The organism is Azorhizobium sp. AG788, assembly GCF_004364705.1.
Taxonomy (GTDB): domain Bacteria; phylum Pseudomonadota; class Alphaproteobacteria; order Rhizobiales; family Xanthobacteraceae; genus Azorhizobium; species Azorhizobium caulinodans.
Window position 1 is genome coordinate 244,697 of the sequence record NZ_SOBM01000009.1, and the last position, 14,535, is coordinate 259,231.

General features: G+C 67.1%; 8 protein-coding genes. 6 read left to right on the forward strand and 2 right to left on the reverse strand.

Translation table 11 applies throughout. The features are described 5' to 3' along the window. The first annotated feature begins 9 nt into the window (after window positions 1-9). Together DFO45_RS22445 and DFO45_RS25465 are read left to right on the forward strand one after the other, a co-directional pair. Window positions 10-1,767 (forward strand): alpha/beta fold hydrolase, encoded by a 1,758-nt coding sequence (locus tag DFO45_RS22445; RefSeq protein ID WP_133866601.1) that lies wholly within the window; start codon window positions 10-12, stop codon window positions 1,765-1,767. A 350-nt stretch (window positions 1,768-2,117) separates the two neighbouring features. Next, the gene (locus tag DFO45_RS25465; protein ID WP_133866602.1) at window positions 2,118-5,525 is read left to right on the forward strand and encodes an autotransporter domain-containing protein; all 3,408 of its coding nucleotides are present in this window, start codon (window positions 2,118-2,120) and stop codon (window positions 5,523-5,525) included. A 145-nt stretch (window positions 5,526-5,670) separates the two neighbouring features. Here the strand turns inward: DFO45_RS25465 and DFO45_RS22455 are convergent, their stop codons facing one another. After that, window positions 5,671-7,164, reverse strand: a complete 1,494-nt coding sequence (locus DFO45_RS22455) for an amidase family protein (protein WP_133866603.1) — start codon at window positions 7,162-7,164, stop codon at window positions 5,671-5,673. 254 nt (window positions 7,165-7,418) lie between these two features. Here DFO45_RS22455 and DFO45_RS22460 point away from each other — a divergent pair, with 254 nt between their 5' ends. The 4 genes from DFO45_RS22460 to DFO45_RS22475 all read left to right on the forward strand — a co-directional run bounded on the left by DFO45_RS22460 (window position 7,419) and on the right by DFO45_RS22475 (window position 12,879). Then, window positions 7,419-7,943, forward strand: coding sequence for an RNA polymerase sigma factor (locus DFO45_RS22460; protein WP_133866604.1), 525 nt, complete (start codon window positions 7,419-7,421; stop codon window positions 7,941-7,943). A 10-nt stretch (window positions 7,944-7,953) separates the two neighbouring features. Then, the gene (locus DFO45_RS22465) at window positions 7,954-8,901 is read left to right on the forward strand and encodes a FecR family protein (protein ID WP_133866605.1); all 948 of its coding nucleotides are present in this window, start codon (window positions 7,954-7,956) and stop codon (window positions 8,899-8,901) included. 163 nt (window positions 8,902-9,064) lie between these two features. Next, window positions 9,065-11,530 carry a TonB-dependent siderophore receptor gene (locus tag DFO45_RS22470; RefSeq protein ID WP_166657227.1) on the forward strand — a complete coding sequence of 822 codons (2,466 nt, stop codon included), beginning with the start codon at window positions 9,065-9,067 and terminating at the stop codon, window positions 11,528-11,530. Between the two features lie 92 nt (window positions 11,531-11,622). Further along, window positions 11,623-12,879: an aminopeptidase gene (locus DFO45_RS22475; protein ID WP_133866607.1), complete on the forward strand. Its 1,257-nt coding sequence runs from the start codon at window positions 11,623-11,625 to the stop codon at window positions 12,877-12,879. 85 nt (window positions 12,880-12,964) lie between these two features. Here the strand turns inward: DFO45_RS22475 and DFO45_RS22480 are convergent, their stop codons facing one another. Beyond that, on the reverse strand, window positions 12,965-14,134 hold the full coding sequence (locus tag DFO45_RS22480; RefSeq protein ID WP_133866608.1) for an ABC transporter substrate-binding protein: 1,170 nt from the start codon (window positions 14,132-14,134) through the stop codon (window positions 12,965-12,967). Window positions 14,135-14,535 lie beyond the last annotated feature (401 nt).

Genomic DNA, 14,535 nt, shown 5'->3' on the forward strand with positions numbered 1-14,535 from the left:
GCCCCCACCATGCTGCCCATCAGCTTCGACGGTTGCGCCGGCTGGCTGCACCTGCCGGCGGAGGGACGGGCGCGCGGGCGCGGCGTGATCATCTGCGAAAGCTTCGGCTATGAGGCCCTGAGCACCCAGCGCGCCACGCTGGTGCTCGCCCGCATGTGCGCCGAGGCCGGGCTGCCGACGCTGAGCTTCCATTATCCGGGAACGGGGGATTCCGCGGGGGAGGAAACGCCGGGCCAGATCGAGCGCTGGATCGCCAGCATCGGCGCGGCGGCGGCTTTCCTCAAGGCGCAGACCGGCCTTGAGGATATCGCCCTGTGCGGACTGCGCCTTGGCGCTTTGCTGGCGATCGAGGCGGCGCAGACGTTCGGCGGCATCTCCGCCCTCGCGCTCCTCGCGCCCGTCCTGTCGGGAAAGACCTACGCCCGTGAGCTTCTGCTCAGCGGCTCGATGGTGCCCTCGCGCGAGGGCAGCCTGCCGCCCGGCTGGCGGGAGTTCCTCGGCTATCGGCTGCACAATGATGATCTCGCACGGCTGCGGATTCTGGACGGCGAGGCCCGGCTCGGCAGCCTTTCCCATGTGCGGGTGCGGATCGCTTCCCCTGCCGCCCGGCCCGCGGCGCTCCCCGCGGACATCGCGTGGGGGCCCTTCCAGCATCACGACGGCCTGGCGCAGCATGCGCAGGATCTGATGCTTCCGCTGCGCGCCTTCCGCGAGACGGCGACATGGCTCGCCGAGGGCGCGCCACGCGCGGCGGTACCACCAGTTCCGCCGGCCCGAGAGGCGCTGGAGGTCGCGCCCGGCCTTCAGGAGCTTGTGCTGCGGCTCGGGCCCGGCGGGCGGGCGCTCGGCATCCTCACACGCCCCGCGCATGTGAAGGCCGACTGGGGAGCGGTGATCCTGAATTCCGGCCTCAATCACCACACCGGCAATGGCCGCAGCGGCGTGCGGCTGGCCCGGCGGCTGGCGGCCCGGGGCGTGCCGACCCTGCGGCTCGACCTCGACAAGATCGGCGATTGCGCACCGGCCGACCCCGACGAAACCGTAGGCTTCCATGATCTCGGCCGCGTGGAGGATGTCCGCGCCGCCGTGGACCAACTGGTGCAGCAGGGCAGCAGCCGGGTGCTGCTCACCGGCATCTGCGCCGGCGCCTATATCGGCCTTCATGCGGCGGCGAACGATCCCCGCATTCGGGCCGCAGTGCTCGTCAATCTCCCCTATTTCTACATTCGCGACGAGGACCCGGCCATTCCGCTCTGGCGCCGCCCGCTCCGGCTGGCGGTGCGCCTCGCAGACAGGACGCGCCGCTGGCGCGCCGCCCTCCTCTGGAACCGGAATCCGGAGTTCGGCCCCGCCTTCTTCCGGCGCCGCTATGTGACGCAGCGGGTGCTGCTGCTCTGGCATTATGCCCTTCTGTCCGTGAGCTGCCGCCTCAAGGGCACGCTCCGGCGCTTCCTTCCCGCGCTTCAGCCGGGCGCCCGCGCCCGCCGCCTGCTACAGGCGCTGGTCGCCCACGGCACGGCCCTCACGCTGGTCTACGGCACGCAGGATTGGGGTCTGGTGGAGCTCGGCATCCTCTTTCCCGACCACCAGCGGGATCTGGTCGACGCCGGATATGCCGACCTGCGCTTCATCGAGAATGCGGATCACACGCTCACCAACGCGTGGATGTTCGATGCCTATGCGCGCATCCTTGAGGAAATGCTCGGCCTGCCCCCCGAGGCGCCGGAGGCTGGCAGCCGGCAGGCGAGCGAAGAACATCCGGCGTAATCTTCCACAAATTGCGAAATTTTCGCCAGACACGCTGCCGCGCGATTATTCCGGGACGTGGCGACGCCCAATGGATCACGTTCATCTGACCCTAGGTCAACAATCTGGCACCCATTTTTCCGAGATGAACGCCGGCAAATAATGGTACAAACATCGCACGTTGATACCTCTGCTTGCTATCACTTGTTATGTTCGGCGATATTCCTGATGAATAGTAGGATCAAAGACGAGCACGTCATCAATCTGTAACGCAGCCTATCTAAGCGCATCGCCAGCACGCGCCATGGTGGGCTCGTATGGAGGGTGAAGTGCGTCGTCTATCGATCGCGTTGTTTTCGTCTACTTTTCTTTTGCCGGCTTACGCCCTGGCGCAGCAGGTTCCCACCTCTCCGCCCGTCAACTTCGTCAACAGCACGACCCCCGCGACCGGCACCACGCTGACCAAGGTGCTCGACGCCTACACTGATCTGATGGTCAACCATCCCGAAGTGATGGTGAAGAACTATCAGACCGTGGTCTCCATGACGCAGAACCGCACGGCGGCGCAGACGGAAGCAGCGATCCGCGCCGACCGGACCTCGCAGGCCTACAACGTGATGAACGGTCTCGGTCCGCTGACGAATTTCTACCTGACGGGCGCCGGCGCCTCCACCTCGGGCACCGCGCCCCAGAGCCTGACCCCGACCACCTATGTCGCCGGCACGCTCGCGGACTACCAGCGCGACATCAACTTTCTCAGCAATGCCAGCGCCGGCTCCCAGACCTTCGGCAACGGCACGAAGACGCCGCTCGCCTCGGCGGTGAACTTCATCGACAACATCGCCCGCGCCAACGCCTCGACCGAGCCGGCCAAACGCACGTTCGACCGCTATCAGGGCGCGACCCCGGCCATCAATCCGCTGGACTCCCGCTACCAGAACTACAGCGCCGCCACCAAGACGGGCCTCACCACCGCCGATACCGCAAGCTTCGTGGTGCCGGGCTATCTCTCGCAGTTCACCGTGCCGGCGGCTTACGGCACCGTCGACAACTGGGTGAAGGGCTTCACCGTCACGGCGGCCATGGTGGCGGCCAACGGCGGCCAGCCCATCAGCGTGCCGAACGTCGGCAGCTATGACGCGGCCGGCAACTTCACGCCCACCCTGTTCAACGTGGGCGACTACGTGCCGGGCATCGGCACCTCCCCGCGTCCGTTCCGCGTCACCAGCGCCGTGAACATCCCGACGCTGCTCTACCAGCGCATCAACGGCACCAACCCCTATGCGGACGGCGGCTTCCCGAGCGGCCACACCAATTCGGGCTATCTCCAGTCCTACGCCGTCGCCTTCCTCGTTCCGCAGCGCGGCCAGGAAATGCTGATGGCGGCCTCAGAGCTCGGCAACAACCGCATCCTCGCCGGCATGCACTCGCCGCTCGACGTGATCGGCGGCCGCATGGAATCGAGCGCCATCGTCGCCACCAACATCTACGGCGCGCTCTATGATTCCACCGGCAACCGCCTCGACTGGACCAATCCGGCCAATGCCTCGGCCTATGCGGTCTATCAGGCCTATAACGACACCCAGAACTATCTCGCCGCCTCCTGCAATGCGGTGAGCGTACAGGCCTGCATCCAGCAGGCGCAGGCGGCAGGCTTCGGCGCAACCGATCCGCTCGCCTATTCGGCCGCCAACAAGGCGCTCTATACGGCCCGGCTCACCTATGGCCTGCCGGTCATCGGCCCGGTGAAGGCCATGACGGCGGCGGACGTACCCGTTCAGGCCCAGGTGCTGCTGCTGACCCGCTTCCCCTATCTGAGCGACGCGCAGCGCACCGAGATCCTCGCCACCACAGCGCTGCCCTCCGGCTATGCCCAGCTGAGCGGCAACACCTATGACGGCTGGGGCCAGCTCAACCTTTACGCCGCCTTCGACGGCTATGGCGCGTTCAACAGCCAAGTGAACGTGACCATGGACGCGAGCCTCGGCGGCTACAACGCGGCCGACGCCTGGCGCAACGACATCACCGGCACCGGCGGCCTCACCAAGGGCGGTACGGGCCAGCTAACCCTCTCCGGCAACAACACCTACACCGGCCCCACCGTCATCAATGGCGGCTACCTGATCGTGAACGGCTCCATCGTCTCGCCGACCACGGTCAACTCCGGCGGCACGCTGGGCGGCACCGGTCGGGTCGGCAACGTGACCGTGAACGGCGGCGGCACGCTCATGCCGGGCACACTCGGGAGCGCCGGCACACTCACCGTCAACGGCAACCTCGCCATGGCGGCCAATTCCAAGCTCCTTATCACCGCCACCCCCACGACCACGAGCAACGTGCAGGTGAACGGCACCGCCACCCTTCAGGGCGGCACGGTACAGGTGGGCGCCGCCGGCACCTTCCTGCCCTTCACCCAGGTGGCGCTCGTCAGCGCCACCGGCGGCGTGAGCGGCCAGTTCGCCGGCGTCACCACGAGCGGCTCGAACTTGACGTCCGCTCTGTCCTATGACGCCAAGACAGTGACGCTGACCATGAACCGCACGGACGTGAACTACGCCACCGTCGCGGCCACGGCCAATCAGCGCAGCGTCGGCACCGCCCTCAACGCGGCGGCGCCCTCTGCGGCCACCGCAGCGGCGGGAACGCTCGTCAACGGCGTCTTCCTGAGCAACCAGGCATCCGCCGGGCTCGGCCAGGCGGCGCTCGACAGCGTCAGCGGCGCGGGTCTGACCGCCAGCCAGGGCGCGGCCCTCCAGGCCACCTCCGCCTTCACCTCCAACATCCAGGACCAGCAGGACACCTGGTTCACCTACGGCCGCACCGCGCCGGCAGCGTCCGCGTCGTCCCCGGCGCTGAACTATGCCGCCGCGCCGAAGACGAAGTTCCCGCCCGTGAAGGCCGTGCCGGCGCCCGCGCCGGAACCGCGCTGGAACGTGTGGGGCGGCGCCTTCGGCAGCACCACCAGCATCGATGCCGCGCCCGGTCTCACCGGCCAGAGCAGCACCACCTGGGGCGGCCTCGTCGGTCTCGACTATCGCGTGCAGCCGGACTGGCTGGTGGGCATCGCGCTGGGCGGCTCCACCTCACAGTTCAGCACCACGAGCCTCAACACCTCGGGCACGGTGGATGGCGCGCACCTCTCGCTCTACACCACCTATGCCATGCCCTCGGACAGCTATGTGCGCGGGGTCTTCACCTTCAGCGGCTTCTCCAATGACGTGAAGCGCGTCGCCGGCGGCGTCGGCGCGCTGGCGGTGGAGAACGAGAAGGGCAGCTTCGACTCCTACGAGGCGCGGGTGCGCGGCGAAATCGGCAAGCGGTTCGGCTTCGGCGCCTTCGGCGTCACGCCCTTCGCCGCCATGGAGTTCGCGACGCTCAACAGCTCGGCCTTCAATGAAGTCAACAGCCAGACCGGCACCGTGGGCAACCTCAGCCTGCAGGTGAACGGCCAGAGCACCCAGAGCGCCCCGCTCTTCCTCGGCGCCCGCTTCGATGCGGCCATGCCGATGGATGGCGGCCGCGCCCTGCGGGCGGATGCGACGCTCGCATATGTGCACGACTTCTATTCCGACCGTAGCCTGACCAACAGCTTCGTCGCCCTGCCGGGCAGCAGCTTCCTCGTGCAGGGCGTGAGCCCCTCGGCGGATGCGGTGCAGACAAAGGTGGGTCTGGAGTTCGGCGTCACCGCCAACACGGCGGTCTTCGCCAACTTCAACGGCCTGTTCTCGGACAACAGCACCAGCTACGCCGGCTCCGGCGGCCTGAAGATGCAGTTCTGAGCTGACACGTGTTGCGCGCGGGCCAGTCCCGCGCGCAACCTCCTTGATCCCCCTCAGACGAAAACGCCGCCGTCCGGCTCCGACAGAGCTGAACGGCGGGCGTTTCTTTTGGGCTGGTGCCGTCAGGCTCCCCCGAAAGCCGAGCCTAGATCCAGTCGAGGAACCCCGGAGCGTCCCGCAGCGGCTTGGCTTCGGCGAGCGCAACGAGATCGGGCACCGGCCGGCACAGCAGAGGCTCGGAGGCGCAGGCGGCCTCCAGCGCCGCCGCCACGGCCAGCACCTGCGCATCGCCGCCACGCCGCCCGACGATCTGGAGACCGAAGGGCAGGCCCGCCTCGTCCCGGCCGAGCGGCAGGCTCACCGCCGGATGGCCCGCCAGTGTCACCGCATAGGCGAGCGCCAGCCAGTGGTAATAGCTCTGCGTCGCCACCCCATCGATCTCGGTGGGATAAGATTCCGACCAGGGCCGCGGGCTCAAGGTGATGGTCGGGCTGACCAGGACGTCATGCTGCGCGAAGAAGGCCTGATAGGCGCGGTAGATGCGCGTCTGCGCAGACGCGGCGCGGGCATAATCGGAGAGGCTGTAGGTGAGCGCCTCCTCCAGATTGGCCCGCACGAGCGGCCCATACATGTGCGGATGGGTGCGATAGCCCGCGCCATGGCTGGCGAGGAAGTTGGAGGCCCGCAGCACGGCGAAGGCGTCGTCCGCGCCGGTGCAGTCGGGCGCGGCCTCCTCGACCTCGGCGAACAGGGACGAGATCGCTCCGACGCGGCTGCGGAAGACGCGGCGGATGTGCTGCTCCGTCGGCGCGAAGCCGAAATCATCGGTGAAGGCGAGCTTCAGCCCCTTGAGGGCGACAGGGGGGAGAACCCAGCGCTCAGGGCGGCCGCGCACCGGCTCGTCCGGCAGCGTATAGGCCAGCGGATCGCGGGCATCATCGCTCGCCATGACGGAGAGCATGAGGGCGATATCCGCCACCGTCCGCGCCATCGGGCCATCGGTGGCGAGCGGCGACCAGCCGATCGCCCTTTTGTCGCTGGCGACCAGACCGGGGGACGGGCGCATGCCGACGATGCCGCAATAGCCCGCCGGATTGCGCAGGCTGCCGCCCATGTCCGACCCGGAGGCGAGGGGCGCCATGCCGCAGGCAAGCGCCGCCGCCGAGCCGCCGGACGAGCCCGCCGCCGACCGGGTGAGATCGAACGGATTGGCCGTGACCCCGTGCACCGGATTGCGGCTGTTCGCCCCCGCCGACCATTCCGGCGTGTTGGTCTTGCCGATCAGGATGGCGCCGGCGTCCCGCAGGCGGGCGATGCAGGCGCCGTCCTGCGCCGGCACGTGATCGGCATGGATGGGGCTGCCATAGGTGGTGCGCACGCCCTTGAGGTCCTGCGCGTCCTTCACCGCCACCGGGATGCCGTGCAGCGGGCCGAGGTCATCGCCGCGCATCACGGCGGCCTCCGCCTCCCGCGCCGCCGCCCGTGCGCGGTCCGCATCGAGCACGACCATGGCGTTCACGGCCGGATTGATGAGCGCGATCCGCGTCAGGCAGGACTCGAGCACTTCGACCGGCGAAATCTCCTTGGCACCGATGCGGCGGCGCAGTTCAACGGCGGTGAGGTCACAGGGAGCGGTCATGGGCGATCCGGACGCAGGAAAAGGCTGCGGAAGATCATAGAAGTCATTGTCCGGCTTGCAATTTATCCGCCGCTGAATGTGGGGGCAGTGCACGTCCAAATGTTGGGCGCCCCGCCCGCGGGGGCGCCAGAAATGGCCGGAGCGACACCTGGAGCTCTTCTTTAGCAGAACTCTAAATCATTGATGTTGCTGTAAAACCCTCCCGTGAACTATCGTCGGGCCAGCTTCCACGATCCCTGCTTCCCCCTCGCGTCATGTCGCTCGCCACCGATATCCCTTCCGAGCTGATGCTGGCTTACATGCGCCAGTGGCGGGAGCTGCGCGGCCATCTGGCCCGCCGCGTGGGATCGCGCGATCTCGCCGATGAAGCCTTGCAGGAAACCTGGCTGCGTCTCGCGGGGATGCGGGAGCAACCGGCGGGGGTGCGGGACAACCACGCCTTCCTGCTGCGCATCGCGGGCAATATCGCCATCGACCTGCTGCGGCGGGAGCGGCGCCACGCCATGCGCTGCATCAGCGATGAGGCCGTGCTGCGCGAGATTGCCGATCTTGCGCCTTCTCCGGAGGCCTATGCGCTGCACCGGGACGAATTGCGGGCGCTGGTGATGGCTCTGGCCGAGCTGCCGGCCAAGCCGCGTGCGGCGCTGCTGATGAACCGCTGCGACGGGATGAGCCATGCGCAGGTCGCCGCCCGTCTGAAGGTCTCGGAGAGCATGGTCGCGAAATATCTCGCGCAGGCGCTGCGGCACTGCCGTGACCATCTGCGGGCCATGGGCTGAGGGCGAACACATGCCCCCCTCTCCACGCCCCGAGCTTGCCGACATCGCCCTCAGCGACGAGGCCATCGAGTGGATGGTCCGCCTCCATTCCGGCCGCAGCCCGCCGGAGGAGCGCGGCGCCTTCACCCGCTGGCGTGCCCAGAGCGCCGCCCACGAGGCAGCCGCCGCCGAGGCCGAGGCGCTCTGGCACGGGCTCGGCAGTGCCGGCGCCGGCCTCAGGGCAGAGCGCAGGGCGAGCCGGGCCCGGATCACCCGGCGGGCGGTCCTCGGTACCGGCGCGCTGGCCGCACTGGGGCTTGCGGGCGCGAGCACGGGGCTGTGGCCCGGCGGGCCGAGAGCGGACTATGCCACGAGCGTGAACGAGACCCGCGAAATTACGCTGGCCGACGGCTCCCGCGTGCTGCTCAACGCCAGCTCCGCGCTGGCCGTGGACTTCTCCCCCGCCACCCGCCGCTTGACGCTGATCGGGGGGCAGGCCCTCTTCACGGTGACGCCGGATGCCGCCCGCCCCTTCATCGTCGGGGCCGCAGACGGCTGGACGCGCGCCGTCGGTACGCAGTTCGACGTGGACATCCGCAGGGAGGCCACCGTCGTCACCGTGCTGGAGGGCCAGGTGTCGGTGGGCGTGCAGGGTCCCCTTCCTGCCGTGACATTGCTCGCCAACGAGACCGTACGCTATGGCGCCGGCACCCTCGGCCACCCCACCGCCATCGACGCTGCGCATGCCACATCCTGGCGGCGGGGAAAGCTGATCTTCGACCGCCGGCCGCTGGCGGATGTGGTGGGCGAACTCCAGCGCCACACGCGCACGCGCCTTGTGATTGCCTCCGGCAGCGTCGGCGCGCTGGAAGTGACCGGCGTGTTCGACCTGAACGACCCACTCTCGGTGCTCGACACCATCGAACAGACCCTGCCGGTGCGGGTCGTGCGGCTGCCGTTCGTCAGTCTCATTCTTTAGAATCCTGAAAAAGAGCAGGTACTCAGCAGAAAAGCACGCCGGGGCGCTGCAAGCCCGCAGCGATCGTTTCGTCCTTGCCTCGAACACATGCGGCCGGCCGCGCCGGCGCGATGCACGGATCCGGAGGACGATGATGGGCAAGCTGACGGCAGGAGCAGGATGCATGGGGCAACGGCGCAGTGGCTGGCTGGGCTCGGTCGCCCTCGGGCTCCTGCTCGCGGCAGGTAGCGGCGGCACCCCGGCGCGGGCACAGGCACCGGCTCCCCTCGCCTACAGCATTCCCGCGCAGGATCTCGGGGCGGCCCTCACGACCTTCGCGGACAAGGCCGGGCTGCGTCTGCTCTTCCCCTCCGATCTCGTGGCGGGACGCAAGAGCCCGGGGCTCTCCGGCACCTATTCCCGCGACATCGCACTCGCCCGCCTCCTGCAGGGCACGGGCCTCGTCTACCGCTTCATCAGCGCCAACACGGTGACCATCAGCGCCCCCGCGGCGCAGGGAAGCGATGCGGGCGGGACGATCCTGCTCGATACCATCGACGTGGCCGGCAAGGGGGACGACCAGCAACTGGTGGCGCTGGCCACCTCCGCCGGCACCAAGACGGACACCCCGCTCATCGACATTCCCCAGTCCATCAGCGTGGTGACGCGGGCGGAGATGGACCAGCGCGGCGTGCAGGATTTCAACAGCGCCGTCGCCTACACGCCGGGCGTGCGCGTGGTGGACTATCCTGGTGGCCAGGGCATGCCGGACATCTACCTGCGCGGCTTTCGTGCCATTGACCAGGCCGCCTTCTACCGGGATGGCCTGCGCGGCGGCTTCAACGCCTATGATGCCGACGTCGAGACCTACGGACTGGAACGGCTCGACGTGGTGAAAGGCCCGGCCTCCGCCCTCTATGGAGCGGGCGTACCGGGCGGCCTCGTCAATGCCGTCACCAAGCGCCCCACGACCTATAATGTGCGGGAGATCGAACTGCTCGGCGGCAGTTTCGACCGGCTTCAGGGGGCGTTCGACATCGGCGGCCCGGCGACGCAGGACGGCACCGTTCTCTATCGCCTCACCGGCCTCTGGCGCGACAGTGACACACAGATCAACTACTCGCCGGACAACCGCATCTATTTCGCGCCGGCCGTGACGTTCCAGCCCACCGGCCAGACCAGCCTCACCCTCCTCACCAGCTACCAGAAGACGGAAAAGGGCGGTTCAGAGCAGAGCCTGCCCATGGCCAACACGGTGTTCGCCACGCCGGGGACGCCGAAGATCTCGCCCAGCCTCTATCTCGGGGCACCGGGGCTCGCCAACTGGACGGTGGAGAACCTCTCGGCAGGCTACGAGTTCAAGCACGAGTTCGACAGCGGCTGGAAGCTGACGCAGAACGCGCGCTACACCCATTCCGACGTGGATTACGTCTCCTCCTGGGGTTCGGATGCGACGCTCGCCGTCGTGGACGGTCAGTATATCAATATCGGCGTTCAGCAGCGGCCGAAGACCTCCGACAGCTTCCTCATCGACACCAACGTCTCGCGCAAGTTCGCCACCGGCCCCATCGGCCATGACCTGCTGTTCGGCGTGGATGCGGGCTATTACAACTCGACCGAGACGCGGACCAATTCCACCAACTACAACGCGCTGAGCATCTTCACCCCGAACTACAACTTCGCCTATGCGTTCGGCCTGCCGTGGTCGGACACCCAGAGCAAAATCACCCAGATCGGCTTCTACGCGCAGGACCAGCTCTCCCTGGGCAACTGGCGGCTGACGCTGAGCGGACGGCAGGATTTCGTGCGGGACGAGGAATACAACTTCAACTCGCGTACCCTGCTGGCCGATTTCGGCTTCACTGACACCAAAAGCGTCGCCACCGACTCCGCCTTCACCGGTCGCGTCGGCCTCGGCTATCGGTTCGACGCCGGCATCACGCCCTATGTCAGCTATTCCACCTCCTTCCAGCCGGTGGCGGGCACGGACTACAACGGCAATGCCTTCAAGCCCACCACGGGCGAGCAGTATGAGGCGGGCATCAAATACGAGCCCACCGGCTGGCGCGGCATGTTCACGGCGTCGGTGTTCCAGATCACCCAGCAGAACGTGCTGACGAACGATCCCATCAATTATGGCTACTCGGTGCAGGATGGCGCGGTGCGCTCGCGCGGCCTTGAGCTGGAAGGGAAGGCCAGCCTCACCGACAATCTCGATATCGTCGCCTCCTACACCTACCTCAACGCCAGGGTGACGCAGGACAATCCCAACGAGAGCGGCGTTTCCAAGGTGGGCACCGTACCCGCCGGCGTGCCAGAGAATGCGGCGTCCCTCTGGGCCTATTACACCTTCCGCGATGGCGCGCTGAACGGCCTCGGCGCGGGCGCAGGCGTGCGCTACATCGGCAGTTCCTATGCCGTGATGAATACGACCTCGGGCACCCAGATCAGCGTGCCGGGCTACACGCTGCTCGATGCCGCCTTGCGCTATGACCTCGGAAAGCTCGACCCGCGGCTGAAGGGCGCCACCCTCTCGGTCACGGGCACCAACCTGCTGGACACCGAATATTACACGCCCGGCTTCTACTGGAATTCGGTGCTCTACGGCACGCGCCGCACCGTCTATGGCACGCTCGCCTACCGCTGGTGAGAGGCCTGCCTCGCCGGCAAATCACCGGCGAGGCATTCCGAAATCGCGCGGGCGCGCTATGTATGGAGCATGAGCCTTTAAGGGACATCCCCATGACCGAGCACCAGCGCAACGTTTCCGCCACCATCGACCCGGTGAAGCTCGACCGCCTCGCGCAGGTGGCCGTGAAGGTGGGCCTGAACCTCCAGGAAGGGCAGGACCTCTTCCTCACCGCCCCCATCGCCGCGCTGCCGCTGGTGCGCCGCATCGCCGAGCATGCCTACAAGGCCGGCGCCGGCCTCGTGATCCCGCTGTTCTCGGACGATGAAATCACCCTCGCGCGCTATCGCAACGCGCCCGACGCCAGCTTCGACCGCGCCGCCAGCTGGCTCTATGAGGGCGTCGCGAAAGCCTTCTCGCAGAACACCGCGCGCCTTGCCATCGTCGGCGACAACCCCATGCTGCTGTCGGGCGAGGATCCGGCCAAGGTGTCCCGCGCCTCGAAGGCCAACTCGCTGGCCTACAAGCCGGCATTGGAGAAGATCGCCGGCTTCGACATCAACTGGAACATCGTCGCCTTCCCGAGCGTCGCCTGGGCCCGGCAGATGTTTCCCGATGTGGCGGACGACATTGCCGTCGCGAAGCTCGCGGATGCCATCTTCGCCGCCTCCCGCGTGGACAATGACGACCCCATCGCCAACTGGACCGCCCACAATGCCGCTTTGCGCACCCGCACCGAATGGCTGAACGACAAGCGCTTCTCCGCGCTCCACTTCACCGGCCCCGGTACCGACCTCGTCGTTGGCCTCGCGGACGGGCATGAATGGCAGGGCGGCGCCTCCATGGCCAAGAACGGCATCGTCTGCAATGCCAACATTCCGACCGAAGAGGTGTTCACAACCCCGCACGCGCACCGGGTGGAAGGCCATGTCTCCAGCACCAAGCCCCTCTCCTATCAGGGCACGCTGATCGACAACATTCAGGTCCGCTTCGAGGCGGGGCGCATCGTCGAGGCCAAAGCCTCGCGCGGCGAAGAGGTGCTGAACAAGGTGCTGGACACCGATGAGGGAGCCCGCCGTCTCGGCGAGGTGGCGCTGGTGCCCCATTCCTCGCCCATCTCGGCCGGCGGCCTGCTGTTCTTCAACACGCTGTTCGACGAAAACGCCGCCTGCCACATCGCGCTCGGCCAGTGCTATTCCAAGTGCTTCCTGGATGGCGCGAACCTCAGCGCGGAGCAGATCGCGGCGCAGGGCGGCAACAAGAGCCTCATCCACATCGACTGGATGATCGGTTCGGGCGAGATCGACATCGACGGCATCGGCGCCGACGGCAGCCGCACCTCCGTCTTCCGCAAGGGCGAGTGGGCCTGAAACAGGCCGGTCGCGCCGTCAGAGTTCGCTTGATCAACGAGCCGGATAACGAACGGGCGCCGTTACGGCGCCCGTTCGGGAGCGGTCACTTCAGAGCGCAGTCCGTCGCATAGGCATCCACGGCCTTGGTGAAGACCTTCTGCACGGTCTGCGTCTCGAACTTGCCGTCCGCGCGCTTCACCGCCTTCACCACATAGAAGTCCTGAACCGGGAAGCCGTTGCGCCCCATGGAGAAATCGCCGCGCACGGACTTGAAGGGCGTGGACGCAAGGGCCTTGCGGAAGGCCTCCTTGTCCGACACCTTGCCGCCCGTTGCCTTCAGTGCGCCGTCGATCATCTTGGCGGCATCATAGCCCTGCGCCGCATAGAGCGAGGGCACGACGCCATATTCCTTCTCGAAGGCGGCAACGAAGGCCTTGTTCTCGGGCGTATCGATATTGGGCGCCCAGTCAGCGCCCGAAAGCAGGCCGAGGGCGGCATCCTGCGTCGCGGGCAGCGTCGTCTCGTCGATGGTGAAGGCGGAGAGGAACGGAAGCTTTCCGGACAGCCCGGCCTGCGCATACTGCTTCACGAGATTGACGCCCATGCCGCCGGGCATGAAGGTGAAGAGTGCGTCGGGCTTGGCCGCCTGGATCTTGGCCAGTTCGGCGGAGAAATCGAGCTGGCCGAGGGGCGTGAAGATCTCCTCGACCACCTCGCCCTTATAGGCACGCTTGAAGCCCGCCATGGCGTCCTTGCCCGCCTGATAATTCGGCGTCATCAATACCACGCGCTTGTAGCCCTGATCCTGGGCATACTTGCCCATGACTTCGTGGTTCTGGTCGTTCTGATAGGACGCGGCGAAGAAATAGGGAGAGCACCCCTTGCCGGCCAGCGGCGAGGGGCCGGCATTGCCGGAGATGAGGAAAGTTTCGTTCTCGAACACCGGCTTCGATACGGCCATCATCACGTTCGAGAAGACGACGCCCGCAACCACGTCCACCTTGTCGCGGTCGAGCAGGCCCTTCACCTTGGAGACCGCCACATCGGGTTTCAGTTCGTCGTCCACGACGATCACGTCGGTGGGCTGCCCGCCGAGCTTGCCGCCGAGTTCCTTCACCGCCAGCAGGAAACCGTCGCGCATGTGCACGCCGAGCGGCGCGGACGGGCCCGACAAGGTGGCGATGAATCCGACCTTGACCGGATCGGCGAGCGCCACCGCCGAGGACAGCGCGAGAGACAGCGCGGCGAGCAGGCCGCTGCGGACGTTGAACATGGAGTCCCCTTCTTGTGCTTGCGGCACGCGAACGGGAGATGGACCCAGCCGACGTACCGTCAGCTCCATCCTTAGAACAGGCGCGGGGGATGGGGAAGCCGGCGACCGGCCAAGCTGAGGCCGGGCTTTGGCTTCAGCATCGCGGAACTGTGTTCTTGCTGGGCGCTCGAGCCCGCGGTGTACCCGATGGAACGTCCGCCTTGTGCGCCCTGCTTGCTCTGCGGGGTCTTCGGGCTTTTCGTTGTGTGTGCAGAACGCACGAAGCCCCCGCTCTTTTTGGGATGCGGGGGCTTTGCGTGTTTTGTGGGATCTGGGCGTAATTTGTGCTTTGCAGGCCTGGCAGCGACCTACTCTCCCGCGTCTTGAGACGAAGTACCATTGGCGCAGAGGAGTTTAACGGC